This window comes from Streptomyces sp. LS-MS-L19 (genome assembly GCF_058382285.1).
The window spans coordinates 5,333,111-5,358,865 of the sequence record NZ_JBYCLL010000001.1 but is presented as its reverse complement, the minus strand read 5'-3'; the positions used below and the strand labels follow the sequence as shown (position 1 = coordinate 5,358,865).

The 25,755-nt window shown below is 70.6% G+C and carries 20 protein-coding genes and 1 tRNA gene; 12 read left to right on the top strand and 9 right to left on the bottom strand.

Features of this window, described 5'->3' with window-relative positions; translation table 11 throughout:
- The first annotated feature begins 165 nt into the window (after nucleotides 1-165).
- Nucleotides 166-1,653 carry an oligosaccharide flippase family protein gene (locus AC2XR2_RS24000; RefSeq protein ID WP_491516265.1) on the top strand — a complete coding sequence of 496 codons (1,488 nt, stop codon included), beginning with the start codon at nucleotides 166-168 and terminating at the stop codon, nucleotides 1,651-1,653.
- Here AC2XR2_RS24000 and AC2XR2_RS23995 read toward each other — a convergent pair.
- Nucleotides 1,647-2,984: a sugar transferase gene (locus AC2XR2_RS23995; RefSeq protein WP_381302846.1), complete on the bottom strand. Its 1,338-nt coding sequence runs from the start codon at nucleotides 2,982-2,984 to the stop codon at nucleotides 1,647-1,649. The two genes, AC2XR2_RS24000 and AC2XR2_RS23995, sit on opposite strands and share 7 nt — an antisense overlap.
- Nucleotides 2,985-3,428: 444 nt before the next feature.
- On the opposite strand from AC2XR2_RS23995, the gene AC2XR2_RS23990 reads away from it, so the two are divergent.
- The 8 genes from AC2XR2_RS23990 (at nucleotide 3,429) to AC2XR2_RS23955 (ending at nucleotide 12,940) form a co-directional block, all read left to right on the top strand.
- Complete coding sequence (locus AC2XR2_RS23990) at nucleotides 3,429-4,589, top strand: glycosyltransferase family 4 protein (protein ID WP_491516264.1); 1,161 nt, start codon at nucleotides 3,429-3,431, stop codon at nucleotides 4,587-4,589.
- Nucleotides 4,590-4,604: 15 nt separating this feature from the next.
- Complete coding sequence (locus AC2XR2_RS23985; RefSeq protein WP_491516263.1) at nucleotides 4,605-5,930, top strand: O-antigen ligase family protein; 1,326 nt, start codon at nucleotides 4,605-4,607, stop codon at nucleotides 5,928-5,930.
- Entirely contained in the window at nucleotides 5,927-7,000 is a 1,074-nt protein-coding gene (locus tag AC2XR2_RS23980; RefSeq protein ID WP_491516262.1) for an NAD-dependent epimerase/dehydratase family protein, read from the top strand. The genes AC2XR2_RS23985 and AC2XR2_RS23980 overlap by 4 nt, the downstream gene beginning before the upstream one ends.
- Complete coding sequence (locus AC2XR2_RS23975; RefSeq protein WP_491516261.1) at nucleotides 6,997-7,791, top strand: WecB/TagA/CpsF family glycosyltransferase; 795 nt, start codon at nucleotides 6,997-6,999, stop codon at nucleotides 7,789-7,791. Before AC2XR2_RS23980 ends, AC2XR2_RS23975 begins: the two co-directional genes overlap by 4 nt.
- Nucleotides 7,792-8,038: 247 nt before the next feature.
- Nucleotides 8,039-9,328 carry an FG-GAP repeat domain-containing protein gene (locus tag AC2XR2_RS23970; RefSeq protein WP_491516260.1) on the top strand — a complete coding sequence of 430 codons (1,290 nt, stop codon included), beginning with the start codon at nucleotides 8,039-8,041 and terminating at the stop codon, nucleotides 9,326-9,328.
- Nucleotides 9,329-9,437: 109 nt separating this feature from the next.
- Nucleotides 9,438-10,853 carry an FG-GAP and VCBS repeat-containing protein gene (locus AC2XR2_RS23965; protein ID WP_491516259.1) on the top strand — a complete coding sequence of 472 codons (1,416 nt, stop codon included), beginning with the start codon at nucleotides 9,438-9,440 and terminating at the stop codon, nucleotides 10,851-10,853.
- Between the two features lie 59 nt (nucleotides 10,854-10,912).
- Nucleotides 10,913-11,860, top strand: coding sequence for a YIP1 family protein (locus AC2XR2_RS23960; protein WP_381302839.1), 948 nt, complete (start codon nucleotides 10,913-10,915; stop codon nucleotides 11,858-11,860).
- Between the two features lie 639 nt (nucleotides 11,861-12,499).
- The gene (locus tag AC2XR2_RS23955; protein ID WP_491516258.1) at nucleotides 12,500-12,940 is read left to right on the top strand and encodes a hypothetical protein; all 441 of its coding nucleotides are present in this window, start codon (nucleotides 12,500-12,502) and stop codon (nucleotides 12,938-12,940) included.
- Between the two features lie 32 nt (nucleotides 12,941-12,972).
- On the opposite strand, the gene AC2XR2_RS23950 is transcribed toward AC2XR2_RS23955, so the two are convergent.
- Both AC2XR2_RS23950 and dcd read right to left on the bottom strand, forming a co-directional pair.
- Nucleotides 12,973-13,488, bottom strand: coding sequence for a phosphoribosyltransferase (locus AC2XR2_RS23950; RefSeq protein ID WP_491516257.1), 516 nt, complete (start codon nucleotides 13,486-13,488; stop codon nucleotides 12,973-12,975).
- Nucleotides 13,485-14,060, bottom strand: coding sequence for a dCTP deaminase (gene dcd, locus AC2XR2_RS23945; RefSeq protein WP_330265552.1), 576 nt, complete (start codon nucleotides 14,058-14,060; stop codon nucleotides 13,485-13,487). Before dcd ends, AC2XR2_RS23950 begins: the two co-directional genes overlap by 4 nt.
- Before the next feature lie 511 nt (nucleotides 14,061-14,571).
- Between dcd and AC2XR2_RS23940 the strand changes: the two genes are divergently transcribed.
- A tRNA-Gly gene (locus tag AC2XR2_RS23940) sits at nucleotides 14,572-14,642 on the top strand.
- A gap of 340 nt (nucleotides 14,643-14,982) precedes the next feature.
- On the opposite strand, the gene AC2XR2_RS23935 is transcribed toward AC2XR2_RS23940, so the two are convergent.
- Both AC2XR2_RS23935 and AC2XR2_RS23930 read right to left on the bottom strand, forming a co-directional pair.
- On the bottom strand, nucleotides 14,983-15,393 hold the full coding sequence (locus AC2XR2_RS23935) for a PIN domain-containing protein (RefSeq protein ID WP_381302837.1): 411 nt from the start codon (nucleotides 15,391-15,393) through the stop codon (nucleotides 14,983-14,985).
- Nucleotides 15,390-15,611, bottom strand: coding sequence for a type II toxin-antitoxin system VapB family antitoxin (locus tag AC2XR2_RS23930; protein WP_203615001.1), 222 nt, complete (start codon nucleotides 15,609-15,611; stop codon nucleotides 15,390-15,392). The genes AC2XR2_RS23935 and AC2XR2_RS23930 overlap by 4 nt, the downstream gene beginning before the upstream one ends.
- 485 nt (nucleotides 15,612-16,096) lie before the next feature.
- On the opposite strand from AC2XR2_RS23930, the gene AC2XR2_RS23925 reads away from it, so the two are divergent.
- Together AC2XR2_RS23925 and AC2XR2_RS23920 are read left to right on the top strand one after the other, a co-directional pair.
- Nucleotides 16,097-17,503, top strand: coding sequence for a restriction endonuclease (locus AC2XR2_RS23925; protein ID WP_381302836.1), 1,407 nt, complete (start codon nucleotides 16,097-16,099; stop codon nucleotides 17,501-17,503).
- 456 nt (nucleotides 17,504-17,959) lie between these two features.
- Nucleotides 17,960-19,480: a TerD family protein gene (locus tag AC2XR2_RS23920; protein ID WP_381302835.1), complete on the top strand. Its 1,521-nt coding sequence runs from the start codon at nucleotides 17,960-17,962 to the stop codon at nucleotides 19,478-19,480.
- Between the two features lie 755 nt (nucleotides 19,481-20,235).
- Here the strand turns inward: AC2XR2_RS23920 and AC2XR2_RS23915 are convergent.
- The 4 genes from AC2XR2_RS23915 to AC2XR2_RS23900 all read right to left on the bottom strand — a co-directional run bounded on the left by AC2XR2_RS23915 (nucleotide 20,236) and on the right by AC2XR2_RS23900 (nucleotide 25,492).
- Nucleotides 20,236-23,094, bottom strand: coding sequence for an ABC transporter permease family protein (locus tag AC2XR2_RS23915; protein ID WP_491516256.1), 2,859 nt, complete (start codon nucleotides 23,092-23,094; stop codon nucleotides 20,236-20,238).
- Nucleotides 23,091-23,831, bottom strand: a complete 741-nt coding sequence (locus tag AC2XR2_RS23910; protein WP_381302833.1) for an ABC transporter ATP-binding protein — start codon at nucleotides 23,829-23,831, stop codon at nucleotides 23,091-23,093. The genes AC2XR2_RS23915 and AC2XR2_RS23910 overlap by 4 nt, the downstream gene beginning before the upstream one ends.
- A gap of 212 nt (nucleotides 23,832-24,043) precedes the next feature.
- Nucleotides 24,044-24,721: a PadR family transcriptional regulator gene (locus tag AC2XR2_RS23905; RefSeq protein ID WP_491516255.1), complete on the bottom strand. Its 678-nt coding sequence runs from the start codon at nucleotides 24,719-24,721 to the stop codon at nucleotides 24,044-24,046.
- Between the two features lie 66 nt (nucleotides 24,722-24,787).
- Nucleotides 24,788-25,492, bottom strand: coding sequence for a hypothetical protein (locus tag AC2XR2_RS23900; RefSeq protein ID WP_491516254.1), 705 nt, complete (start codon nucleotides 25,490-25,492; stop codon nucleotides 24,788-24,790).
- Nucleotides 25,493-25,755 lie beyond the last annotated feature (263 nt).

The following is a 25,755-nucleotide window of genomic DNA, read 5'->3' as shown; positions in this document are numbered from 1 at the left end:
ACGGAACGCAGCGGCGGTCATGCACTGTTTGGCCGGTACCCGAGCGGAGCTCAGCGGCGCACACAGACGTCAACTGGAAAAGCGCGATCACTCTCACGTGTGAATGCGCATACCGCGCGTCGCGCATTTCACCGCGCGGTACGACGGCTGGAGGATCCTGTCGCCATGACGCAGCTGACGTCCGCCACAGTCCGGGGAATGCGCTGGACCTCCCTCGCCGGCGCGGCCTCCGCCGCGTTGCAGATCCCGTACGCGGCGGTGATGGCCCGGCTGCTCACCCCTGAGGACTTCGGCCTGATGGCCCTGGCCTTCGTGGTGCCGCGGTTCGCCCACCACTTCGCGCAGGGCGGCCTGAGCTCCGCGGTGATCCAGCGCCCCACCCTCACCCCTCGCGACGTACGCGTGATCCTCGCCCTGGCCCTCACCGTCGGCGGCTGCTGCTCCGCGGCGGTCTGGTGGCTCGCGCCGTACGGCACCGAACTGGTCCGCGGTCCGGCCGACCTGACCGGCATGATCCGGGCGCTCGCCCTGTGTCTGCTGATCGCGGCCCTGGGCGCCCCCGCCACGGGGCTGCTGAGCCGCGGCATGCGCTACCGGGCGGTCGCCTGCACCGACTTCTTCTCCTTCGTCGTCGGCTACTGCGTGGTCTCCCTCGCGTCCGCCCTGCTCGGCGCGGGTGTGTGGAGCCTGGTCTACGGCACGCTCGGCTGGAACCTGCTGCAGAGCCTGCTGTCCTACCTCCTGGTCCGGCACCCGCTCCGTCCGCTGTTCGACGTGCGGGCCATGCGGGACGTGATGCGCTTCGGCGGGAAGGTCTCGGTCAACGGCTTCCTGGAGTACCTCACGAGCGATCTGCCCAAGCTGGCCATCGGCCGCTACCTGGGGGTCGCCACCGCCGGGCTCTACGACCGCGCCGCTCTGCTGGCCTCGTACCCGCTGCAGCAGATCCAGCAGGCGGCGAGCAAGGTGCTCCTGCCCGCCCTCAGCCGCATCCAGCACGAGACCGGCCGGCTCGCCGCCTTCTACGCCGACTCCACGTCTCTGACCGCGCTCGTCCTCTTCGCCCTGTGGGCGGTGATCGGCGCGAGCGGCGACCAGTTGGTGGCCCTGCTGCTCGGCCCTCAGTGGCGGGGCAGCGCGGCGCTGGTCCCGATGCTGGGCCTGGTCAGCGTGCTCGGCCTGGTCGCACAGTTCTCGGGCACGCTCATGGAGGCCATCGGCTCGGTGGGACCCAAGATGGTCATCCATCTGGTGCAGGTGACGGTTCTCGTCGCCGGCATGGCCGTCGCCCTGTACCTGGGCTTCAAAGTCCACGGACTGCTGGCGGCCCTGCTGGTGAGCCAGCTCACCAAACAGACCCTGTTCTCCCTGTGGTTGAACCGGCTCTTCCCCTCCACCCGCCGGCCGGTCGCCCAGGGGTACGCCCAGGCCGTCGCGCTCTCCGGCCTGATCTGGGGTGCCCTGTGGACCGTTCAGCAGGCACTCGCGGACAGCTGCCCCGGGCCGGTGGTCCTCGCGGCCAAGCTGACGGCGGCGGCCGTGCTGGCGTTGTGCTGTGCACGGTACGGGGCGGGACTGCACGGTGTGCGGGTCGCCCGGGAGCGGGGCTTGCTGCCCGCCGCGCTGTGGCGGGCCGGCATGCGCGCTCAGTAGGCGCCGTTGCCCTCGACGACGGCGCGCAGGGTCCGGCCGAGGATGCCGAGATCGACGGTGGGAGACCAGTTGTCGACGTAGCGCAGATCCAGGGCGATCGTCTCGTCCCAGGACAGGTTGGAGCGCCCGCTGACCTGCCACAGACCGGTGAGCCCCGGTTTGACGCTCAGCCGTCGCAGCTCCACCTCGTTGTACTCCGCCACCTCGTCGGGCAGCGGTGGCCTCGGCCCCACCAACGACATGTGCCCGCACAACACGTTGAACAGCTGGGGGAGTTCGTCCAGCGACGAGCGCCGCAGCACCCGGCCCACCCGCGTGATCCGGGGATCGCTGCGCATCTTGAACATCAGCCCGTCGTGCTCGTTGGTCCTGGTGAGCTCGTCCCTGAGCCGCTCGGCGTCCGCGACCATGGTGCGGAACTTCGCCATGCTGAACGGACGGCCGCCCTGTCCGACGCGGAGCTGGCGGTGCAGGACCGTGCCCGGCGAATCCAGCCGTACGGCGATCGCCACGGCGAGGAACACCGGGGCCAGCAGCACGAGCAGCACAGCAGCGCCCACCCGGTCCGTCACCTCCTTCAGCAGCGCGGCCGCGCCGCGGCGCACGGGAGGCGCGACGTGCAGCATCGTCAGGCCCGCCACGGACGAGACACTGACCCGGCGTTGCGCCACCTCGGTCACGCCGGGCACGACGACGAGCGGACGACCGTACTCGTGGACGGCCCAGGACAGTCGGCGCAGCCGCTCTCCCGCCATGCTCGGCCCGGACACGACGAGGACCAGGTCCACGTCCAGTCTCCGGGCCGCGGTCAGCACGGGCAGGGAGTCGTCGGAGGGCCGCTCCGGCGCCGACGCGTTCAGCCGTGCCACGACCGGAGCCACCGCGCCGGGGGCCCCGTCGCCGATCGCGCACGCCCCGACCACGATGAACTCGTGATCGGTGCGCCGCGCCAGATGCTGAGCCAGGGCGTCGAGCGCGCCCGCCTCCCCGATCACCAGGGCCCGGCGTACCGCCCGCCCGGACCGGCGCCGGGCCCGCAGATGCCGGTGCGTCAGCCCTCGGCAGATCAGCGTGACCGGGAGACAGGCGACCAGGCCGGCCAGCGCGACCTGGCGCGGGGGTTCCACGCCGGTCGCCGCTCTCGCCAGCACGAGCAGCCCCACGAGGATCAGCCAGTCCCGCAGCACGGGGTCGGGGCCCCGCTCCCCGAGGTCCCGCCAGGTGTAGCGGCCGCGTGAGGCCCGTACGCACACCCACGCCAGCGCCGCGACCGCCGCGGACCACAGCGCGAGCGTCTCGCCGGCCAGGCGGAAGGCGGCGTAGGCGGGCACGCCCGCTCCCACCGCGTCGGCGGCCACCGTGATCGGCCGGTACCAGGCGGGTTTGCTCAGGCGTCTTCGCCCGTGACGGGTCGGCTCCCGGTCGAACTGCTCCGGCGCGCGCCCCGGCAGGGGTACATAAGGTACGTCTCCCCGAACAGTCAAGGTCACCCTCTCCAGCCGTCTCCGAGGACGCCACCGAGTGTGTCCGACGGGTGCACGGCGGACCCGGTGACGACGCTTGTCCGCGCAGAGCGATCACCCGATAAGCAGCATCCGGGCGAGGAGGCCGACTCGGGTGCGTCCCGCGGCCGGAGCGGTGTCCGGGCTCCGCCAGACGGGTGGGCTTGCCGGGACCGCCTCCCCAAAGCACCGGTACCGCTCACCTGTTGAGCGATTTTGGCTCTTGCCCGAAGAGCGTGCGGGCTCCGCTGACGACGACCGAAGGCGCCCTGTATGAGAATCGCGGTAGTACACAGCTTCTACACCGCCGGGAAACCCAGCGGGGAGAACGCACTCGTACGCGACCAGGTGCGGGCACTGGACACGGCGGGCCACACCGTGGAGCTGTTCGCCGCGCACACCGACGAACTGGCCCGGGACCCGCTCTACCCGCTGCGGGCGGCGGCACGCGTGGCGTCGGGCCGGGGCAACAACCCGCTCGCGCGCCTGCGCGACTTCGCCCCCGACCTCGTGCACGTCCACAACCTGTTCCCCAACTTCGGCCGCTCCTGGGTCCGGCAGTGGGCCGGCCCGCTCGTCGCGACCCTGCACAACTACCGCCCCATGTGCGCCGCCGCGACGCTCTACCGCGCGGGTGCCGTCTGCACCCGCTGCCCGAGCGGCGACCCGTGGGCGGCCCTGCGCTTCGGCTGCTACCGCGGTTCCCGGGCCGCGACCCTGCCGCTTGCCTGGGCCGGACGGCACGGCCCGGCCCGGGATCCCCTGCTGGCCCGCGCCGACCGGCTGGTGGTGAACTCCCGGCTGAGCGAGGAGACGTACCGCCAGGCCGGTGTGCCCGCCGGGCGACTGTCCCTCGTCCCCAACTTCGTCGACGCGCCGGTGTCGGAGGAGGCACCGGACGACACCACGGGGCGCTGGCTCGTCGCCGCGCGCCTGTCGGCCGAGAAGGGCGTCCTGGAACTGCTGCGCCAGTGGCCGGCCGACGCACCGCTGGACGTGTTCGGCGACGGCGAGCTACTCGCCGAGTGCCGGGCCGCCGCTCCTTCCTCCGTCCGGTTCCTGGGCCGGCTCGACCGCGCCGAACTGTGCCGTCGGATGCCCGCATACCGCGGCCTGGTCTTCCCCAGCCGCTGGTACGAGGTCCAGCCGTGCGTGCAGGTCGAGGCGCTGGCGGCCGGGCTGCCGACGCTGGCGTTCGAGGGCTCGTCGGTGGCCGAGGCGGTACGCGAACACGGCACCGGCCTGGTCACCCGGTGGGACCAGCCGCTCGCCCGGGTCCTGGCGGAGGCGGCCGACCGCTTCCCGTCGCTGCGCGCCCACTGCCGGCAGGTGTACACCGACCGCTTCACCGAGCGGGCCTGGCTCGCCCGCATCGCCGGGGTGTACGAGGAGGCGACCCGCGTCGCCGGGGACCGCGCCACGGCGCTCGCGTAGGGGACGGGGGTGCACATGGCGTCATCGGGCCGGGAACCCACGAACGATCACCGTCTCGTCGCCGGTGTGGTGGTGGTCGCCGTTCTGCTCACCGGCGGCCGCTGGGTCTCGCACATGCGAGTGGGCCCGCTGTACATCGGTGACCTGCTGCTGGGCGCGGCCTTCCTGCACGCCGTCACCTTGAGAGCGCTGTCCGGGAAACGCCCCGACCGCGTGTACGGCCCGGGGGTCCTGGTCGGTCTGCTGCTGGTCGTCACCGCGCTACGGCTGCTGGGCACCGAGGACGACGTGCGGACGGCCGCCCGTGACGCGGCGCCGTTCGCCTACGCCGCGATCGCCCATCTGTCCGCGAGCGCGTACCAGAGGGTGGGCGAGGCGGGCGGACGGCGAACCGTCCGGATGATCCACGGCGGACTGCTGCTGCACCTCGCCTGGATGGTCGTGGCGACACTCGCACCGCGGTTCGTCGCGACCCTGCCCGAGGTGGGCAACACGCGCGTCTTCGAGATCCGCACCGATTTCGACGTGGCGGTGCTCGGAGTGCTGGCCGGCCTGTCGATCCTGAGGATCCGACGGGGACGCCTCTGGCTGCACGGATCGGTGGCGGTCGCGGCGCTCGTCACCGGCCTGGCCCAGGTCAACCGGGCAGGTCTGCTCTCCTGCGCCGCCTGCGTCCTGGTGGCCGTGGTGTTCAGGGCCAGCGGCAACGGCCGGCTCACCGCCCGCGCCGTGCTGCTGGGAGCGACCGCCGTCCTCGCCGTGGCGGTGGTCCTGCCGATGTCCCCGGCCGGTCAGCGCCTCCTCGCGCTCAACGCCACGTCCGCGTCGTCCTCGGAGATCGTGGAGAACGCGCAAGGCACCAAGCGCGCACGCCTGATCGCATGGCAACAGGTCGTGAGGTACACCCTGGACGACCCGGAACGCACGACGGTCGGCGTCGGCTTCGGACCGGACTTCCTCCAGCTGTCCAACGGCGACCTTCCCATCGGCCGGGGCATCGGCGTGCGCTCCCCCCACAACTACCTGGTCACATGCTTCGCCCGGCTGGGCATCGTCGGGCTCGCCCTCGTCGTCGCCCTCCTGGTCAGGCTCCTGACCGTCACGCTCCGGATCATCCGCGGCGGCCCGCCGGACGAACTGACGTCGCTGTGCGTGCTGCTGGTGCTCTCCCTGCTCATCGCGGCACTGCTGGGCGTGATCCTCGAATCACCCTTCGGCGCCACCCCCTTCTTCTGGGCGGCCGGAATCCTGCTCGGGGGCGACCGGGCACGGCGGGCCCGGCTCCGGCGGGAAGCGCAGCCCGGAACCCATGTCAGCTCTCCTCAGGAGGTGTTGGTTTGAGCGTCGCAGTGGTGACCGGCTCAGCCGGTCTCATCGGGTCGGAGGCGGTACGGCACTTCGCGGGCCTGGGCCTCGACGTGGTCGGCGTCGACAACGACATGCGCGCCCGGTTCTTCGGGCCGGAGGCGTCCACCGCGTGGAACGTGGACCGGCTGTCCGCCGACCTCGGCAGGTCCTACACGCACCAGGACGTCGACATCCGCGACCGGGACGCCCTGGAGGCCGTGTTCCGCAAGTACGGCCGGGACATCGCCGTCGTCATCCACACCGCGGCCCAGCCGTCCCACGACTGGGCGGCCCGCGATCCGTACACGGACTTCGACATCAACGCCGGGGGGACGCTCAACGTCCTGCAGAACGTCCGCGAGCACTGCGCCGACGCCCCGCTGATCCACTGCTCGACCAACAAGGTCTACGGCGACCGCCCCAACTCCCTGCCGATGGTGGAGGAGGAGACCCGCTGGGAGATCGCCCGGGGTCACCGCTACCGCGCGGGCATCTCCGAGGACATGTCCATCGACGCCTGTCTGCACTCGGTCTTCGGCGCGTCGAAGGTGGCCGCCGACGTCATGGTCCAGGAGTACGGGCGCTACTTCGGGCTCAGGACGGCCTGCTTCCGCGGCGGCACGCTCACCGGGCCAGGCCACTCCGCCACCGAACTGCACGGCTTCCTCGCCTACGTGATGCGCTGCGCGATGGAACGGCGCACGTACCGGCTCATCGGCCACAAGGGCAAGCAGGTGCGGGACGCCATCCACAGCCACGACGTGGTGGCCGCGTTCGAGGCGTTCTTCCGCGCGCCCCGCAGCGGCGAGGTCTACAACCTGGGCGGTGGCCGGCACGCCAACGTCTCCAACCTGGAGGCGATCGCGCTGGCCGAGAGGATCTCCGGGAACGCGATGACCGTCGAGCACGTGGACACGGCCCGGGCCGGCGACCACATCTGGTGGATCAGCTCCAACGCCCGGTTCGAACAGCACTATCCCGAGTGGCGGTTGACGTACGACGTGCCCCTGATCATGAACGAGATCCACGAGGCCAACGCGGACAGGTGGCTTCCGGCGCGGTGAAAAAGAATGTTCTCGGCGTCCTCGTCGACGCGACGACCTACGAGCAGGCGCTGGACGCCGTGCTCACCGCAGCCCGGAACCGCCGCCCGTTCGCGGTCACCGCACTGGCCGTCCACGGGGTGATGACCGGCGTGCTGGACCGGGAGCACGGCGCCCGGCTCAACTCGTACGACTTGGTGACCCCCGACGGTCAGCCGGTGCGCTGGGCCCTGAACCTGCTGCACGGCACGGGGCTCACCGACCGGGTGTGCGGGCCGGTCCTGACGGAGCGGGTGCTGCGTGCGGCCGCCGACGAGGGCCTCCCGGTGTACCTGTACGGCTCGACGGAGGAGACGCTCGACCGACTGGTCCTGAACCTGCAGAACACGCTCCCCGCCCTGAAGATCGTCGGTCGCGAGGCCTCCAGGTTCCGCACGGCGCGTCCCGGTGAGGACGCGAAGCTCGCCGCCCGGATCACCGGGTCCGGGGCGCGGATCCTCCTGGTCGGGCTCGGCTGTCCGCGCCAGGAGGTCTTCGTGCACGCGATGCGTCCGCTGCTGCCAATGCCGCTGCTCGCGGTCGGTGCCGCGTTCGACTTCCACGCCGGGATGCTGCGTCGGCCTCCCGTGTGGATGCAGAAGCACGGCTGGGAGTGGCTGGGGCGGCTGGCGCTGGAACCCCGTCGGCTGTGGCGGCGCTACCTCTTCCTCAACCCGTACTACCTGCTGCTGCTCGCCGCGCAGCGGCTCCGGCTGCGACCGGCCGCCCCGCCCGCTCCGGTGACGGACAGACCGACCGAGTTCCCGATGTGATCTCCCGGGGCGCTCCTCGCACGCCGAGTTCCCCGTGCGAGCGCCCTCCTCGGGGCGGTCTGTGCACGCGGCCTTCCCTGTGCGAGCCCCCTCGGGGCGGTCCGTGCACGCCGAGTTCCCCGTGCGACCCCCCTCGGGGCCCGCTCCGCGCGCCGTGTCACGGGCGGGGGCCTCCCGGGGGTGTCTCCGTGCATCGAACAGGTGCATGATTGCCGGGTCGTTGTCGATGGGGCTGACGGGGTGAGCGGTGCGCGGGCGGAGAAGCGGGACGGTCGCGGTGTCGGCGCTCGGGTGTCTGCTCCTGCTGGCCGCCTGCGGCCCGGCCCAGCACACCGGTTCCGCCGCCCCCACCCCCGTACGCAACGCCGACACCCCCGCCCGACTCCCCGTCCCCCGAGGCAAGGGCAGCACCACCCCCGACGACTTCAACGGCGACGGACACCGCGACCTCGTCCTCGGTGACCTGGTCAAGGAGCAGGCGCACGCGGACGACCCGGGCATCGGCATCGTGTACGGCAGCGCGCGCGGACTCGTGCCGGGCGCACGGCAGTTGATCGCCCCCGGTCGGCAGGGCGCGGCGACCGACGGCCAACTCCCCGCCCTCTTCGACGCGGAGGCCACCTGTGACCTGGACGACGACGGCTTCACGGACCTCGTCGTCTCCACCGACCCGCCCTACGACGGTCAGGGCCGCCCCCCGGTCCCGCTCCAGATCCTCTTCGGCTCCCCGACGGGCCTGAGCGGCAAGGCCGTTCACCTCACCGTGCCGGCCGCGGCCCGCGCCGGAAACGACTGGCCCGACCAGCCCGTCTGCGGGGACTTCGACGGCGACGACGCCAAGGACCTGGTCCTGCACGCCACCGGCGGCCGACTCAGCTACCTGCGCGGCCCGTTCACCCGCAAGGGCGCCCCCCGCACGGCCGGGGCCCCGCTCGCGTCGCCCGGCGAGGTCCCCACGGGCCCGGCGGCCGACGTGAACCGCGACGGCTACGACGACCTGATCGTCCGTACGACCGAGGGCACCGGCCCCTCCGCCGTGGTCCTCGGCGGCCCGGCGGGCCCCACCCGCACCGGCACCGCCCTGCCGACCGGAATCGACGTGGCCCTCGGCGACTTCGGGCACGGCAAGGCCCTGGACGCGGCGGTCGGGGCCATGGGCGGAACGTCTCTGCGCTACGACCTCCCCGCCGCCATACGCGCGACCCTGGACGTGCCCGGCTCGGTCCTGGACGCGGCCGACTTCGACGGCGACGGCCGGTCCGAACTGGTCTCCAGCGGCTCCCGGCTCCGGATCCTGCAAGGCCGTACGACCGGGCTGTCCCGTCAGACGACGGTGACCGTCGAACCCCCCGCCACCGGCACCACCCGGGTCCTCGCGGTCGCCGACTTCGACGGCGACGGACGGGCCGACCTGGCGGTGCGGACGTACCGGAGCGAGACGAAGGACATCGTCGCGGTCTACCCGGGCGCGAGGAAGGGCCTCGTGAGCGCGGAGCCGGTCGTCACGTTCTCGACGTCCGCGTTCCTCGGTTCCTGACACCTCCACGGGCGGGACCCGACTTCCGTACAACCCAAGCCCCTTGCCGAGGGTCTCCTGATCGCGACACCGCGCGATCCCAGGATCACCGAACGCCCATGGAGCCCCCTTGACCACCCGCACCCGCCCCTTCCTCCTGGCCGCCGCCCTCCTCGCCACCGGCCTGAGTCCGCTCGTCCTCGCCGCCCCGGCGGGCGCGGCGGCCTCGAAGTACGCCGACGACTTCAACGGCGACGGCTACCCCGACCTCGCCGTCGGCGACAGCACCGCCACGGTCGGCGGGAAGAAGCAGGCGGGCGCGGTGGTGGTCGTGTGGGGCACGTCGAAGGGGCTGGACTTCACCCAACGCACGGTCGTCACCCAGAACAGTTCCGGCGTCGAGGGCGCGGCGGAGGCCAAGGACTTCTTCGGCACCAAGGTCACCACGGCCGACGTGAACAAGGACGGTTACGCCGACGTGGTCGCCACCGCCCCCAACGAGAGCGTCGGTTCCTCCCACCGCGGCACCTTCACCATCCTGTGGGGCTCGAAGACCGGCCTGAGCGGCGGCAGCGACTACGCGATCCCGGGGGGCACGGACAGCTTCGCCAAGGACGTGGCCGTGGGCGACTTCAACGCGGACGGCAAGGTCGACGTGGTCTCGGTGGGCGACAACTACGTCTGGTTCCTGCGCGGCCCGTTCACCAGGTCCGGCTCCCGTGGCAAGGCCACCAACCTCGACCCGGTCGACGGCGAGGACATCAGGCCCGCACTGGTCGTCTCGGGCAAGGTCACCAAGGACGGCACCGCCGACTTCGCGGTGATCGGCAACGACTGGAGCAACCACCAGCGCGTCTGGTTCTACCGCGGCGGCGGGAACGGCCCCGTCGCACCGCCCAAGAAGTACAACCTGCCGCTCCCCGGCGATGCCGACCTCTCCTACGCCGCGTCCGCCACCATCGCCGACTTCGACAGGAACGGATACGGCGACCTGGCCGTCGGAGCGGCCCGCGCGGGCAACGGCGAGGCGGTCCACCTCCTCAACGGCACCGCCACCGGCTTCAGCAGCTCGGTCAGGTCGATCACCCAGAACACCGCGGGCGTGCCGGGGGTGCGCGAGACCGGCGACGACTTCGGTTTCGACGTCACAGCCGGGGACACCAACGGTGACGGCTACCCGGACCTCGCGGTGGGGGCCCCGAACGAGACGCTCGGCAGCGAGTTCTGGCGCGCCGGCGCCGTCACCGTCCTGCGCGGCGGGAAGTCCGGGATCACCGGCACGAACGCCCGCCAGATCGACTACACCACGCCCGGCTTCCAACGCCCGGCCGACGAGAGCGACTCCTGGTTCGGCACCTCGGTCCTGCTGCGCGACCACAACCGCGACGGCCGCGCCGAGCTCGTCGTCTCCGCACCGGACATCGGCCGTCTGCACCTCTTCCCCGGCACCGCCTCCGGCCCGACCGGCACGGGTTCGGTCACGCGGACCGTGAGCGGCCTGGGCCTGGGCAACCGTGCCTTCTTCGGCGCCGCGCTGGCCGACTGAGGAGCCTCGACCCGGGGCGCGGGAGGCCCGTAGGGGACCGCTGAGAACCCCCTTAGGGGATGTCACAGCTCGGCAGCAAAGCCGTCCCCGGAATGCCCGGCCGCGTACACCACTCTCCAGGACCAGGTACGTTCGAAGACGTGGCTGGATTCAGGATCGGACGCGGCCGGGACAACGGCGCTCCTCATACGCGACCGCAACAACCTCCGTACGGGCAGCAGGCGCCCCAGGGACAGCCGTACGGCTATCCCCCCGCGCCGCAGCCCCACCCGGGGCAGTGGACCCAGGGCGGCGGTGGGGGCTACGACGAGCCGGAGTACTTCGGCAACGGCGCCCCGCAGCCGCAGGGCGGCCATGACCCGTACGCGGCGAACAACCCCGGCCACACCCAGGCGTTCTCGATCGACGAGGACCCCTACAACCAGGGCGGCACCTACCGCGCCGGCTCGGCCCCCGCGCCCGTGGGCCCCCGTCTGCACTGGAAGGAGCTGCTGAAGGGCATCGTCCTGGCGCCCCAGCAGACCTTCCTCCAGATGCGGGACTACGCCATGTGGGGCCCCGCCCTCATCGTGACGTTCCTCTACGGCCTGCTCGCGGTCTTCGGCTTCGAGGAGGCCCGCAAGGACGCGATCAACGCGACCCTGTCGAACGCGGTCCCGATCGTCCTCACGACCGCCGTCGCGATGGTCCTGTCCGCCTTCGTGCTGGGCGTCGTCACCCACGCCCTGGCCCGCCAGCTCGGCGGCGACGGCGCGTGGCAGCCCACGGTCGGCCTCTCCATGCTGATCATGTCCCTCACGGACGCCCCCCGCCTGATCGTGGCCATGTTCTTCGGCGGCGACGCGGGCTTCGTCCAGCTCCTCGGCTGGGCCACCTGGGTGGCGGCCGGCGCGCTCCTCACCCTGATGGTCTCCAAGTCCCACGACCTCCCCTGGCCGAAGGCCCTGGGCGCCTCGGCGATCCAGCTGATCGCCCTGCTGTCGATCGTGAAGCTGGGCACGTTCTAGCCTCCCCGGCGCGTGGAAGGGCTCGCGGTGCGCGGTCACCGGGGGCCCTTCGCTATGCGTGAGCCCGGTGGGGATGCGCGGTCGGAGCCGTTTCTCGGATACTCGGGACGCCGCAGAGGCCGCCGGCTTCGGGGCGGCACACGGATCAGGGGGACAATGTGCCGGCGAATCTGCTGCCGGGCCTTCGCGACGTGCGAGCACCTCTCTCGGCAGGCTGCATCTGGCTCCTGACGCTGTGGCTGATCCTGGAGGACCGCGTTCCGACGCCCCGGCGGTCCCACGGCGTCTTGGCGTCCCTGCATCGCCTCGGAGACCTGATACACCCTGCCGGAGTGCTCGCGTCCGGCGCCTTACGACGACCCGCTTTCTCCAGGACCGGGCCCGGTTGCCCCGCCCGGTACCCGAGGACGGCGCGGCCGTGACCCCGGAGCGCGAGCGCGGCGAACGCCTCGTGGTCGGCCTGGCGGTACGGGACATCCTCGGTGAGACACGGCAGCTGCGCACCAAGCTGCTGATCGCCGGCTACGACCTGTTCAACGAGTTCGACCGAGCGGTGGGTGAGGCCGAGTTCCGCAAGAACGTCGCCTACGCCCTCCTCGGCCTGACAGCCACCTTGCCAGTAGAGGATTGGATCACCGGATGGGAGGAGCCGCCGTGGAGCTGGTGCCGTGGGGCCGCCTGGCCAACAGCGGTCTGGGCCTGGTCCCCGCTGCCGGAAGCCTCGTCTACACGGCCCAGGCCCCCGATGGGTACCCGCGCCTGGCGGGCTGCACGGTGCTGCTCGTCTGCGTGGTCATCGCCGTACGCGGGTACCGGCTCGGCGTCTCGTGCGGGGACGCCGAGCTGACGGTTCGCGGATACCTGTGGACGCGGACCATCCCCCGCGGCAGCATCACGGAGATCACCGGGTTCCCCGCGGTCCGCTGGACCGATTCCCGTGGGCGCGGACACTGGTCACCCCTGTGGGCCTTCCACACGAGCTCTGGGGAGCCGACCCGGACGACGGCCGCCAAGGAGCGGAACACAGAGGCACTTCGCCGCTGGCTACGCCCCCGCAGGCCAAGGCCGACCCGCCGGTAGGGCCTCCTCAGCGATCCGCGAGGACCCGCGGCTCAGACCGCTTCCCGGTTCTCCTTGGGCGCCTCGCCCGACTTGCTCACCGGAGGCAGGACGCTCCACGGAAAGTTGATCCAGTCGTCCGTGCGCTTCCAGACGTACTCGCACTTCACCAGGGACTGGGTCTTCTCGTAGATGACCGCGGAGCGGACCTCGGCGACGGTGTCCAGGCAGAAGTCGCGGACCAGCTTGAGCGTCTTGCCGGTGTCGGCGACGTCGTCGGTGATCAGGACCTTCTTGGAGGAGAAGTCGATGGCGTTGGGGACGGGGGCGAGCATGACGGGCATGTCGAGGGTGGTCCCCACGCCGGTGTAGAACTCGACGTTCACCAGGTGGATGTTCTTGCAGTCGAGGGCGTACGCCAGCCCGCCCGCTACGAAGACGCCGCCGCGGGCGATTGACAGGACGATGTCGGGCTCGTAGCCGTCGTCGGCGATGGTCTGCGCGAGCTCGCGGACCGCGGTGCCGAACGCCTCGTAGGTGAGGTTCTCCCGTGCGTCGTCGGCGCTCATACCTGGGTCCGGTGGAAGTTGAGGAAGGAGCGGGAGGCGGTGGGGCCGCGCTGGCCCTGGTAGCGGGAGCCGTAGCGCTCGCTGCCGTAGGGGAACTCGGCCGGCGAGGAGAGCCGGAACATGCACAGCTGGCCGATCTTCATGCCGGGCCAGAGCTTGATGGGGAGCGTGGCGAGGTTGGAGAGCTCGAGGGTCACGTGCCCGGAGAAGCCGGGGTCGATGAACCCGGCCGTGGAGTGGGTGACCAGCCCGAGCCGCCCCAGCGAGCTCTTGCCCTCCAGGCGGGAGGCGAGGTCGTCCGGCAGCGTGATGACCTCGTACGTCGAAGCGAGGACGAACTCCCCGGGGTGCAGGATGAACGGCTCGTCGCCCTCCGGCTCCACGAGCCGCGTGAGGTCGCTCTGCTCGATGGAGGGGTCGATGTGCGGGTACCGGTGGTTCTCGAACACCCGGAAGTACCGGTCCAGCCGTACGTCGATGCTGGACGGCTGCACCATGGATTCGTCGTAGGGATCGATCCGCACGCGCCCGGCGTCGATCTCGGCCCGGATGTCCTTGTCTGAGAGAAGCACGCCCCGAGGATACGCAAAGCGCGCGGACCGACCACCACCGGACGGTCCGCGCGCCTGGTACCTGCTTACCGCGCTTCCTTCTAGTGCTTCTCCAAGGCCACCGGAACGACGCTTCGAAGCCGGGCACAGCGAGGACACCGGACGAGTCGTCCGGGGCCGAGGCGCTCGGCCTGCTGCATCGGGAACGAAGCGGTGCTGAACACGTGCCCATCGGCACAACGGACGACGGTGCGCTCCATCAAGTCCTAGAGTCCCTTCCCCAAGAGCCGCGTCGGGCTACTGCTCACCTGACGACAAATGCCACATTACGGGATGCTCGGGACGGCCCTCCAGGCGGCACTCCGGTCCCGCCCGGACCCTCTTCCACACCCACACCGTACGCCCCAACTCGCGCCCCCCGCAGCCCAGTCCCACCCCTGAAACGCACTCAGGCCCCGCGGCTTCAGCGCCGGGGGCCTGGCATGAGGTAAGGTAACGTTGCGTTCGACACCGGTTCCGTCCGGCGTCTCACGCGGGTGTAGTTTAATGGTAGAACATCAGCTTCCCAAGCTGAGAGCGCGAGTTCGATTCTCGTCACCCGCTCTTATTAAAGCCCCAGGTCAACGGCCTGGGGCTTCTTTGTTGGCGAGGATTTCTCCGCAGGAACCGGCCACCCGGTACACGAAGATTGGGCACGCGGAGGGCACAAGTTCTCAGGGTCATGGCAGACCCACCGGATCTCACCGCGAACAGCTCCTCTGACCTGCAGTTTCGCCACATCAACCACAACGGTCGCACCTGCGAGCCCTCAGCCTGCCCGTCCCACTGGAGAGACGGATGGCGCGTGCAGACGCCGCGCAGCACTGTTGATTGCCCAACTCCTGCCTGGTGGACGGCGTTTCAACGAGCCCGCAACGGTGGACGCGAGCGTTGCGGCCACCCCTCAGGCGATGTCGTGGATGCTGTGCTCGGTCAGGTCGGATGCGTGCCGGGCAATGGTGCGGTAGTCGGCGTCGTCGTGCAGAACGGCCAGTCCGTGATGGGCTGCGGTCGCGGCGATGACGAGGTCCACGGCTGAAGCGCTGCGATGCTCACCGGCCCGAGCCATCCGGTGTTGTACTGCGCTGATCCAGCGCCCCGCGTTCTTCGGTACCGACACATCGGCGTACAGGTCGGTGAACATCTCCGTGATCTCGTCGTACTCGCGTCCGTTCCGGGCGCTGTGGAGGAATTCGGCGCGCTGCACGTAGCAGGATGCGATGGCCCCGGCGTCGATGGTGTCGTACCAGGCCGATTGCAGTTTGGGGTCACGGAGCAGTCGGACCAGGCCCGACGTGTCGAGCAGATAGATCACCGGCCGCCCTTCTCCGCCCGATGCAGTCGCTCCGCGTCCTCAACAGCACCCCACTCACGCCCACGCTCGAAGTGACGGCTGATGCGCGCCGCGCGCTCCTGCTGTTCGGCGTAGAAGCGCAGGGCGAGATTGACCGCCTCCTTCTTGGTCCTGACCTTGGACAGGACCATGGCGCGTTCCAGGGCATCGTCATCGATGTCGATCTGGGTCACAGACATACGGCGCCTCTCACACTATGTTGGTGATGTACATAGAAGAATATGTCACCAACATTCGCACGTCCACGGCCTCTACCAGTGCACCACCCACGGCCTGGGTAGCCTCGGTTCACCAGCGCAGAGACCGTTGTCGTCGGCCAGGCAGCAGACGCCCTTCTCGCTGATCACCACCCGTGCCTACCGGGCTGGGCTCTCGCTCTCCGTGCTGAGCCAGTGCACGCCAGAAGACCCCTTGGGTGAGTGCCTGCTGACGCCATCGACGTGGTACGAGATACTGCGGAACGTTGCGGAGTGACGATCATGCACTGAGCTGGGGGCGAACAGTGGCGGGCGGGAACGATCCTTACGCGCGGGAACTCGCGAGGCAGGCCAGAGAGCGGGAGAAGGCTCGTAAGGCCGCAGAGGCCGCGGCCAAGCGGAAGGCTCGCGAAGAAAAGCTGGCGTACGAAGCGGCCCGCGCCCAAGAGGCTGCCGACCGTACGAGCGTGGCCGAGCACGATGCCGAGCAGCTTTCCCGCCTGCTGCGTACGTCCGTCGTGGACGGGCGTGCGCTGACGTTCGAGCGACTGAAGCAGAAGTTCAGTCCCACACCGTTCACACCGCCCACGGGCCGTGCCAAAGCCGCGCCTTTGCCCAGGTGGGAGGAGTACGAGCCAGCGCCGCCACGGGGCTTGCTGGGTGCTCTCGGATTCGGACGCAAAGGGTACGACGCGGAGGTCGAAGCCGCTCGCAAGCAGTTCGACAGGGCGCTGCGGGAACACGCGCGCGACGAGAAGAAGCGCGTGGAGAAGTTGCAGAAGGCCCGCGCAGAGCACGAGAAGGGAAACCAGGAAGAAGCTGCCAGGGTCGAAGCGTGGAACGCCACTCTTGAGGGGCGCCACAACGCATACCAGGACAGGGATGTCGAGGCTGTCGAATGGTTCGTCGACCAGGTCCTGGCAGCCTCCGTATATCCGCACGGTTTCCCGAAGAGCCACCAGGTCTCGTTTCAGGCGGACACCGGTGACTTGCTGGTCGAGATCGACCTGCCCCTGGAAGACGTGGTGCCTTTAGCCCGCGCGTACCGGTACGTAAAGACCCGTGACGAGATCACAGCCGTTCCGAAGCCGGACAAAGAGCGCAAGGAACTCTACGCGTCAGTCCTGGCCCAGACGGCCTTGCGTACTGTCCACGAACTCTTCGCCGCCGACACCGAAGGCGTAGTCCGGTCCGTCGCCTTGAACGGGCATGTGGCCACGATCGACCGCGCCACAGGGCGCAACGTCCATCCGTGCCTGATCACGCTCCAGGCCGACCGGGCCGAGTTCGGCGAGCTGGTCCTGACACAGGTGGACCCGCGAGCCTGCCTGAAGCGGCTGCGTTCACTGATCTCGCCCAACCCGTACGAGCTGGAGCCGGTAAGGCCGTTGGTCACGTTCGACCTGTCCAAGTTCCGCCTCATGGACAGCCTGGATGTCGTGGCCGGCCTGGACAGCCGCCCTGTACTGATGGACCTGACCCCCACAGAGTTCGAGCACCTCATCCGGCAACTGTTCGAGGCCATCGGCTTGGACAGCGTGAACACACAGCCGTCGAAGGACGAAGGTGTGGACGCGGTCGCGATGAACACGGACCCGGTCATGAAAGGGCTATGCATCATCCAGGCCAAACGCACCAAGAATGTGGTGCCGTTCGAGACCGTCTCCGCCCTCGCAGGCGTCGTGGAACACAAGCGTGCGGCCAAGGGCATCCTGGTGACGACTTCGTGGTTCGGCCGGGCGAGCGAGGCGTTCGCCAACGAGCACGGGAGGCTCGAACTCCTCGACGGCGCCAACCTGGTCCACCTGTTCAAGGAGCACATGGACCTCGACGTCATCCCGGGCCCGACGCCACCGAAGCGGCGCCCTCGGTAAGCGCCACGGGCGTCGGCCTCGCTGCCCCCTGCCACTGAATTGCCGGGAACCGCACATCGCGGTGAGTCCGGCCATCACGGCCGCTTTCGGGCGCTCACGGTGCCAGACTGACCGTGGGGAGAGGGGCGTGCCATGGGGTTCGGGTTCCGAGTCGGGGTTCCTGGGATGAGTGTGCGGGTCTCGACGCGCGGGGTCCGGACATCGGTAGGTCCGCGTGCGGCAAGACTGAGCGTGGGCACCGGCGGAGCCCGGATGTCGTCGGGGCTCGGCCCCTTCTACGCGTCTAGTTCCTTGAGCGGAAACCGACGGCGAACGACTACGCGGCGGGCCTCGGGTCCCCGCACTGTCGTCCCGTCCGCTGCTCAGCTGGACCGGGTCCGGCGTCAGGCGGAGCGTGCGCAGCAGGAGGCCGAGCGCGATGCGGCCATCACCCGGCTACGGGAGCTGCGGCAGCAGATGACGAGCGTGCACCTGCAGTCGTTTCCCACAGCGCACCCGCCGGAGATCCCAGCGGTACCCGCGTTGGGCCTGCCCTGGGCGCTCGCCGAGGCGCAGACGTTTCATCTGCGCGGGGTGGGCCGACTAGCCCTGGCAGAGCGGGCCGCAGCGAAGCAGCGCGCGCAACATGACGCGCCGGCATACCTGGCCGCGGAGTCGGCACGCATGGAGGCGGTGCGCCGACGGGTGTCCATGGAGGCGCAGGAGTGGTGGCAGGCCCTCGTCTCCAACGACGAGGCGACGGTCTGCGAGGCGGTGAATACGGCCTTCTCCGACAACCCCGCCGCGGGCTGTGCCGTAGGAATGGACGGCTCGGTTCTGTCCGTGGTGATGCGGCAGCAGGACCTCGACTCCCTGCCCACTCAGACAGCCGGGCTGACGCCCAGCGGGCGCCCGACACTCAAGAACCTCACCAAGCGCGACCGGCTGCTGTGGTGGCTCACCGCCATGGGCTCCAACCTCGTCGCCACGATCAAGGAAGGCTTCGCCGCAGCCCCTGGCGTCACCGCGATCGACCTCGCCGTACTGACCCGCCTGCCGGACACCCAGCGTCTCGGCTTCGTCGCCTACGGCCGCTGGACACGACAGGCAGTCGAGTCCACGCCCTGGCGCACCGCCGAGGACGCCCTGCGCTTCCTCGACATCGGCCAGGACGTCTCCTGCTCGGTCACCACCACCGCATCGGGCAATCTGTCCAACACGATCAAGCCACTGGACACGACTCGTGTGCCGGGTCTCCAGGATCTGCTGGATCACGCCCAGGACGAGTCCGACGCAGGCGAGCCGTCGCTCGCCGACCTCGACATCAGCCTCGGCGCCAACACCCCGCCCGAGGGCGCAACCCCGGTCGTCGATCCGTACCGGATCAAACCCTTCGCCGAGTGGAGACAAGAGACATCGGCAGCACCGCCCCCGATACCGACCCTGCCACCGGCAGCCCCTGCCACCCTGATCCCCGGTCAGACCGTCGCGCTGCCCGAGGAAGCCTGGCACGGCCTCCACGTCACCTTCCGATTCGCCGGAGCGGACGCCGACCTCACCCTCTTCCTCACCGGAGAGGACGGTCGCGTCGCCGTCGACGAGGACTTCGTTTTCTACCACCAGCCATCCGCCGCCGACGGCGCGGTGCGCTTGCTCGGCAAACGACCCGAGGGACCGCACACCGTCGAACGCGCCACGATCCACTTGTCCGCGCTGCCCGAACAGGTCCGGCGGGTGGCCATCGCCATCAATATGGACGTCGACACAGGTCTGACCTGCGGTTCCCTCACATACTCCGCCCTGCACATGGACTGCGTGACAGGCACCGGCTGGACATTCCAGCCGCCCGCTGACTCGAACGTCCGGGCCATGGTCGTCGCCGAGCTGTACCGGCACACCATCAACGGCCGCCCCGCCTGGAAACTCCGCGCCGTCGGCCAGGGCTGGGCAGACGGCCTCGACGGCCTGGCCCGCGCCCATGGAGTCGACGTCGAGTAACGATCGGCTTTCAGCGCGGCATACACATCAGTGAACACATATCCCGATCGGCCGCGACGCCCCTGTAGTTGACCGCCCAGGAGGGTCAACCAGCCGCTCAGAGACGTGCGGCTCCAACGACCGTGCCCATAGCGTGCCCTTCAGAGCGGAAACCCAGGGTCAACAGCGGTGCCACCACGTCGTCACGCCTACCAGCCACGAACGTATCTGCGCAGTTCAACTGCCATGCGGCCGCCCAAGCGCCGTCGCTTCCCAAGCTGAGAGCGCGAGTTCGATTCTCGTCACCCGCTCTTCTTGAAGCCCCAGGTCAGCGGCCTGGGGCTCGCTTATTATCTAGACCATTTTGGTGGCTCCCCGCCCTCCTCGTTTCCTAGGTCGCGGCCGAGTAACGTACAGAAGGGCCTTTAAGCAAAGCAGCAGTTGTCAGGTGGGCCAGTGCCGCTGCTCACGCGGTCGTCGCGCTCAGGAGCCCCTCACCGGCCAGTAGCTCTCGACTGTGGTGATGAGGAGTGCCCCCGCTCCATCTGCCTCCCGCACCAGCCTGACCACAGAATCGGGCGTCTCTGCCCGTTGGCAAAGTGGGTGGATGCTTCCTCCGCCTGAGCCCCGCGCAACGACGGTCGTCGCGCCCAGAGGTAGAGATGGCCCGGAAGCGCCGGCCGGCTTCGAGCAGATTCCTTCGGACGGGGACTACCTCCTGCCCCTGGACGAGGGTGATTCACCCTCGTCCAGGGGCACGGTCCGGCAACGGAGGCTCAGTGCGCGGCGCGGCGGGCCAGCGCCCCACGCGAGCGGGTCACCAGCGCGGCCAGCAGGGCGGCGCCGAGGGGCACGACCACCAGGAGGGCAGCGAGTGTCTCCCAGGGGACGATGATCGGCACGTACGGCGGGGCGTCACCGGCGCCGCCCCAGCCGTTGTCGAGAGCCTCCTGGTAGGAGCGCATCTGCTCGCGCTCCTCGGTGAGCCGCAGCCCGACCGCGGGCAGGACACCGGCCGCCGAGCCGAGGACCACACCCATCGCGGCGACCACACCGCACTGGAAGCCGCTGAGCATGCGGCGCACCGAAGGCGGGGCTCCGACCGCGGCGAGCGTCTTGAGATCGGCCTCCGCGTCGGCCTGGGCGAGACCGGTGGCGATGCCGGCCGCACCGATGGTGACCAGGCCGGCGAAGACGGTCAGCGCGAGCAGGACGAGCCCGTTCTTGTCGACCCAGCCCTGCTCCACGGTCAGCTCGACGTTGCTGCCGAGCTTGGTGATCTCGGCGTCGAGCTTCTGCCGCTCCTCGGTGCTGGGGATCCGGTCGGTGCTGAAGAAGGCGCCGAGGGGGACGGTGGTCAGCCCGGCGGCCTTGGCGGCGGCGGGGCTGAGCACGCTCTCCACTCCGTAGGAGCCGGGCGAGCCGGCCACCTGGTAGGCGGGGAATGACTTCAGCTCGCCCGGGACCGGCTTGTTCTGCTCGGCGGCGCGGTCGGCGGCCTTCGGGTCGGTGATCAGCTTGATGCCGACGGTGCCGTTCCTGTCGATCTGGGGCTTGTGGAAGCTGAGGAGCTTTCCGTCGGCGAGGGCCTTGGCCGCGCCCGGGTCGTCGATGCCGAGGACCTTCAGGAGCGGGGCGTCGGCGATGAGGAGACCGCCCTCGACGTATATGCCGTTGCCGTCGGGCGAGAGGCAGCGCCAGTCCTTGGCGAGCGCGCGCCGCTGCTCCTTGCTGTACTTCTCCGCAGGGTCGGAGCCGTCGGGGGTGCTGACCCACAGCGGGCACTCGTTGGCCGGCGGGATGACGACCTCGAAGCGGCCACAGCCCTCGCCCTCGCCATACGGGGCGCAGCCGGGCTTGCCGACGGCGATCCGGAACACGTCGGCGCGGACGTCGACGGGCAGCGTCCGCTGCACGGCGTCGCGGACCTCGGGGACGTCCCGGCCGCCCTCCTCGGTGACGAGCGCGGCGACGGCCCCGTACGGCAGGCTGGCCTTGTACTCGGCCAGACTCTGGGCGTCGCTGCTCGCGGCGTACGTCGAGACGGCGACGGTGCCCGCGACGGCGGCCAGGACGGCGGCGACAGCGGGTGCCGTACGGCCCCGGTTGCGGACGGCGTCCCGCAGGGCGAGGCGCGGCGAGAGCGGCAGCCAGCGGCTGGCCCGGCCGAACAGGCCGACCAGGGCGGGCGTCATGGCGACCACACCGAGCTCGGCGATGGCCGAGCCACCCGCGACCAGGACGAACTGGTCGGAGACGACCGAGCCGTACAGAGCGATGGCCGCGCCGAGCAGGACGGCGCCCAAGCCGATCAACGGCAGCACGCGGTTGCTGCGGCGCACGCCGCGACGGCCGGTGAGGGAGGCCAGGACGGTCTGCCGGGAGGCGGTGACGGCCGGGACGATCGCGGAGAGCAGGCCGGTGAGGACGGCGAGCGCGGCGATGGCGAGCAGTTCCAGCGGCCTGACGGTGAAGCCGCCGAACCGCTGTCCCATGTAGTCCTCGAGGACCGGCCGGAGGGCGAAGGTCAGGATCAGGGCGAGGACCATGCCGACCAGGGCCGCCGCGACGCCGATGACGAGGCCGCCGCTCAGCATGATGGCCCGGATGTGGCTGCGGGCACCGCCGTTGGCGCCGACGAGGCCCAGCTGGCGGCGGGAACGACGGGCACCGACGGCGAAGGCGGGACCGGCGAGCAGGCAGATCTCCAGTATCGCCAGGCCGACGACCGTGCCCACGGCAGCCAGCGCGGCGGCGTCGCTGCTCTCGTAGTTGGCCCAGCCTGCCTTCTGGTAGAGCGGCACCTCGGAGTCGGCGGGCGGGTCGAGGGCCACGGCGCGCGAGGTGACCAGGACGCCCTTGGCGTTGATCGCCTGGACCGTGTTCCACGTGAAACCACCGGACTTCTTCACCAGGTAGGTGGTGGAGACGTCGGGCTTGGGCAGTCCGGCCCTCTCGACCGCCTTGGCGTACGGCGCGAGGAAGGCCCCCGGCAGGGCGTTGACCTGCTGTGCCGCGAGGTCGCTGGGCAGCTCGTACGAGCCGCTGATCACATAGGTGCGGTCGAAGCCGCGGGCGGTGAGGGTGGAGCCGACGGACAGCCCGCTGCTCTCCAGGAACCGGGTGGTCGCGGCGATCTCGTCGTTCTTCTCGGGGAAGCGGCCCTCCTGCAGCCGCATGATGCCCCGGGCGACGGGATCGGCGGCGGCCAGCTCACGTACCTCGGCCCGGAGCAGACCGTGCCTGGTGGTCAGCTTGGCGCTGCCGCTGCTGTCGGTCAGCACCGTCGAACCGGCCGGGATGGTCTTGGTGACATCGGTCGGGCCGTCGGGCCAGGACTTGCCCGGCGAGTCGTAGTCCCCGGCCGGGGTGTTCTGCTCACCGCTGGGGTCCTGCAGGATGGCCACGCCGGCCGTTCGGGCGTCGGAGAAGCGAGCGTCGGCGGCACCCAGAGTGCGCTCCATCCGCTGCGCGGGGGTGAGTTCGGCGCTGCGCAGGGTCAGGTCCAGGGCGCTCACGCCCAGGATCGGCAGCGCGATCATGGCGAGGACGAGGAAGCTGCGGCCCTTGGAGCGCCAGGCGTCACGGCGGGCGATGCGGACCGCGGCCCGCCAGGAGTGGAACCAGGTCGTCACCGCTGGGCCGCCCGGCCGGTCAGGAGCGAGTCGGCGTCGCTGCGTAGGGTCTGGTCGACGACATCGCCGTCCCGCAGGAAGACGACCCGGTCGGCCCAGGCGGCGAACCGCGGCTCGTGGGTGACCATGATGCCCGCGGCTCCGGCGTCGCAGCGGGAGCGCAGCAAGGCCAGCACGGACTCGCCGGTCTCGGAGTCGAGGGCGCCGGTGGGCTCGTCGGCGAGGACGAGCCGGCGGTCGCCGACGAGGGCGCGGGCGATGGCCACGCGCTGCTGCTGGCCGCCGGACATCTCGTCGGGGAACCGGTCGGCGAGTTGGCCGAGGTCCATCTCGGCGAGGGCGGCGAGGGCCTCGGTGCGGGCCTTGCGGGCCGATATGCCGTCCAGTTCGCGGGGCAGGGCCACGTTCTCGGCGGCGGTGAGGGCCGGGATGAGGTTGTAGTCCTGGAAGACGTAGCCGATGCTGCGGCGGCGCAGGGCGGCGAGCCCCTTGATGCCGAGGGCGGTGATGTCGGTGCCCTCGACGAAGACCTGCCCGGAGGTGGGGTTGTCGAGGCCGCCGGCGATGGTGAGAAGGGTGGACTTGCCGGAGCCCGACGGGCCCATGACGGCGACGAGTTCACCGGGGTGGACGTCGAGGTCGATGCCGCGCAGGGCGTGCACCTCGGTGGCGCCGGAGCCGTGGACGCGGGTCAGGTTCCGCAGACTCAGCACGGGCTGCTGTTGTTGTGTGGACATGGTTCCCCCTCGGGCGTACGCCGGCGAACGGCCGGACGTCGGTGCGACGGACGGTCGTGGGTGACGTGTGCGTACGGTATGGGTCTGGTCGGGTGGTTCGGAGTCTTCATGTGGGTCGGGTGGTCGGGTGAACCCGGTGGACTCGGTCGCCCCTGTGTACTCGGGCGGCCTTGTGGATCCGGTCGGCCTTGTGGATCCGGTCGTTCGGGTGGTCAGGGCCGGTCGTGAAGGGCGGACGTCACGGGCGGTGTTGTGCGGCCTCCTCTGCCCCCGCCCGCGCTCCCATCCCCACCGCTCCCGCTACCCGCCCCCGGCGAGGCCGGCTCCGGCCCCACCGCCGGGGCGGTCGACGAGAGACGGATCAGCCGGGACTCGCAGTGGTCGAGCCAGCGCGCCTCGGCCTCGGTCTGGAAGATCAGCTGCTCCAGAACGAGGAGCCAGGCGATGTCGTCCCGCTCCCGGGCCCCGTTCTTCTCCACGGCGGCGAGGGCCTGCGCCTTCAGCCGGGTGTAGTCCTGCATGGCCTTCACGGTGTGCCGGCGCTGGGACTGGATGACGTCACGGATGTCGACCCCGGGCGCCCCAACGGCCATGGCCAGCTTGATGGCCAGCTCGTCACGGGCCGGGCTGGTGCGGTCGACGGGCTTCTCGAACCAGCTGCGCAGTTCGACGCGACCGCTGTCGGTGATCGTGTAGAGCGGGTGGCCGGCCTCGTCCTCGCCGTCCTGCACGACCATGCCGTCGCGTTCGAGCCGACTGAGCGTCGTGTAGACCTGACCCACGTTGAGCGGCCAGGTGGAGCAGGTACGGGACTCGAACTCCGTACGGAGCTGTGAGCCGTAGCGCGGGCCGCGTTCGAGGAGGGCGAGAAGCCCGTGGCGGATGGACATACCGAGTATGTATACCGAGTAAGTCCGCATGGACAAGCGTCCTGAGGCGGACCCCGGAGGTCCTACTCAAGGGGGACCCGGGCCGTCGCGAGCCGCTCGACGGCGGCGCGTCCGCACCCCGAGGAAGCCGATGCCGAGGCCCACCAGAGCCAGCCCCACGCCCAGTGTGAGCACGGGAATCCGCCGGTCGGAGAGATCGAGGGGGGCCTCGGTGCCGGTCCGGTGAGCGGCCGCCGACAGCTCCGCGGGCCGGCTCTCGGCGGCCGGGGCGTCCGTCTCGGGTACCACCACGACTCCCTCGTCCGGCTCCTCGGCGGGCTCCTCCTCTGTTGCCGTTTTAGTACGAGCGGGCTCCACCGGGCTCGTGGAGAACGGCGAGCCGGAGGGGTCGGCCGGTCGGCCGGGCCACTCCCGGCCTTCCCCCGCCGACCGCCCCGCGAGGGAGGCGGAGTCGCTCGGCGGGTGCGCGTCGGGCGGCCCCGACGGCTCGGGAACCGCCGGACGGGCGGGTCCGGCGGATCCGGAGGAGGGCGACGCCGACAGGGCGGACGGGCGATCGGGCGGGGTGGGTGCGGCGGTCGTGGCCGCGGAACCGTTCAGAGCGGGGCGTGAGCGGGCGGTGCGGCGAAGGCCGTCGCCGTGGCCGGGCACGAGGGGGCCGGCGGGCGCGGGACGGACGGGATGGTGGGCGGCCCGGAGGGTCTCCGGAAAGGGAGTTCTCCTACGGGTCGTCGGCGACGTCGCCGACGCCCCTCTCTCGTTCGTCGGCAAGGCCCAGGGGGTCCTTGACCCGCAGCAGGCCCCTTGATGCGGGCCACCGCATCCTTGAAGACGCCATGTGTGCAGCCGCGACGGTCTCACTCGACTGCCGTTCCAGGCGGAGCCACTCCCGGTCACTGGGGACCAGCCGGAAGCCCTGCTCTCCCCCATCTCTGCCACATGCCCATGGCGTGCCCTTCAGAGCGGACAACCACGGTCAACAACGGTGCAACCAGCCCCTCGCATCTGCCGCCTGACAACAAGTTTTCCCAGGT

Bases quoted from the DNA above. Each gene is read 5' to 3' on its own strand.
- AC2XR2_RS24000 (WP_491516265.1), top strand. From the start codon at position 166: ATGACGCAGCTGACGTCCGCCACAGTCCGGGGAATGCGCTGGACCTCC.
- AC2XR2_RS23990 (WP_491516264.1), top strand. From the start codon at position 3,429: ATGAGAATCGCGGTAGTACACAGCTTCTACACCGCCGGGAAACCCAGC.
- AC2XR2_RS23985 (WP_491516263.1), top strand. From the start codon at position 4,605: ATGGCGTCATCGGGCCGGGAACCCACGAACGATCACCGTCTCGTCGCC.
- AC2XR2_RS23960 (WP_381302839.1), top strand. From the start codon at position 10,913: ATGTCACAGCTCGGCAGCAAAGCCGTCCCCGGAATGCCCGGCCGCGTA.
- AC2XR2_RS23955 (WP_491516258.1), top strand. From the start codon at position 12,500: ATGGGAGGAGCCGCCGTGGAGCTGGTGCCGTGGGGCCGCCTGGCCAAC.
- AC2XR2_RS23950 (WP_491516257.1), bottom strand. From the start codon at position 13,488: ATGAGCGCCGACGACGCACGGGAGAACCTCACCTACGAGGCGTTCGGC.
- AC2XR2_RS23930 (WP_203615001.1), bottom strand. From the start codon at position 15,611: ATGTCTGTGACCCAGATCGACATCGATGACGATGCCCTGGAACGCGCC.
- AC2XR2_RS23920 (WP_381302835.1), top strand. From the start codon at position 17,960: ATGACGAGCGTGCACCTGCAGTCGTTTCCCACAGCGCACCCGCCGGAG.
- AC2XR2_RS23910 (WP_381302833.1), bottom strand. From the start codon at position 23,831: ATGTCCACACAACAACAGCAGCCCGTGCTGAGTCTGCGGAACCTGACC.
- AC2XR2_RS23905 (WP_491516255.1), bottom strand. From the start codon at position 24,721: ATGTCCATCCGCCACGGGCTTCTCGCCCTCCTCGAACGCGGCCCGCGC.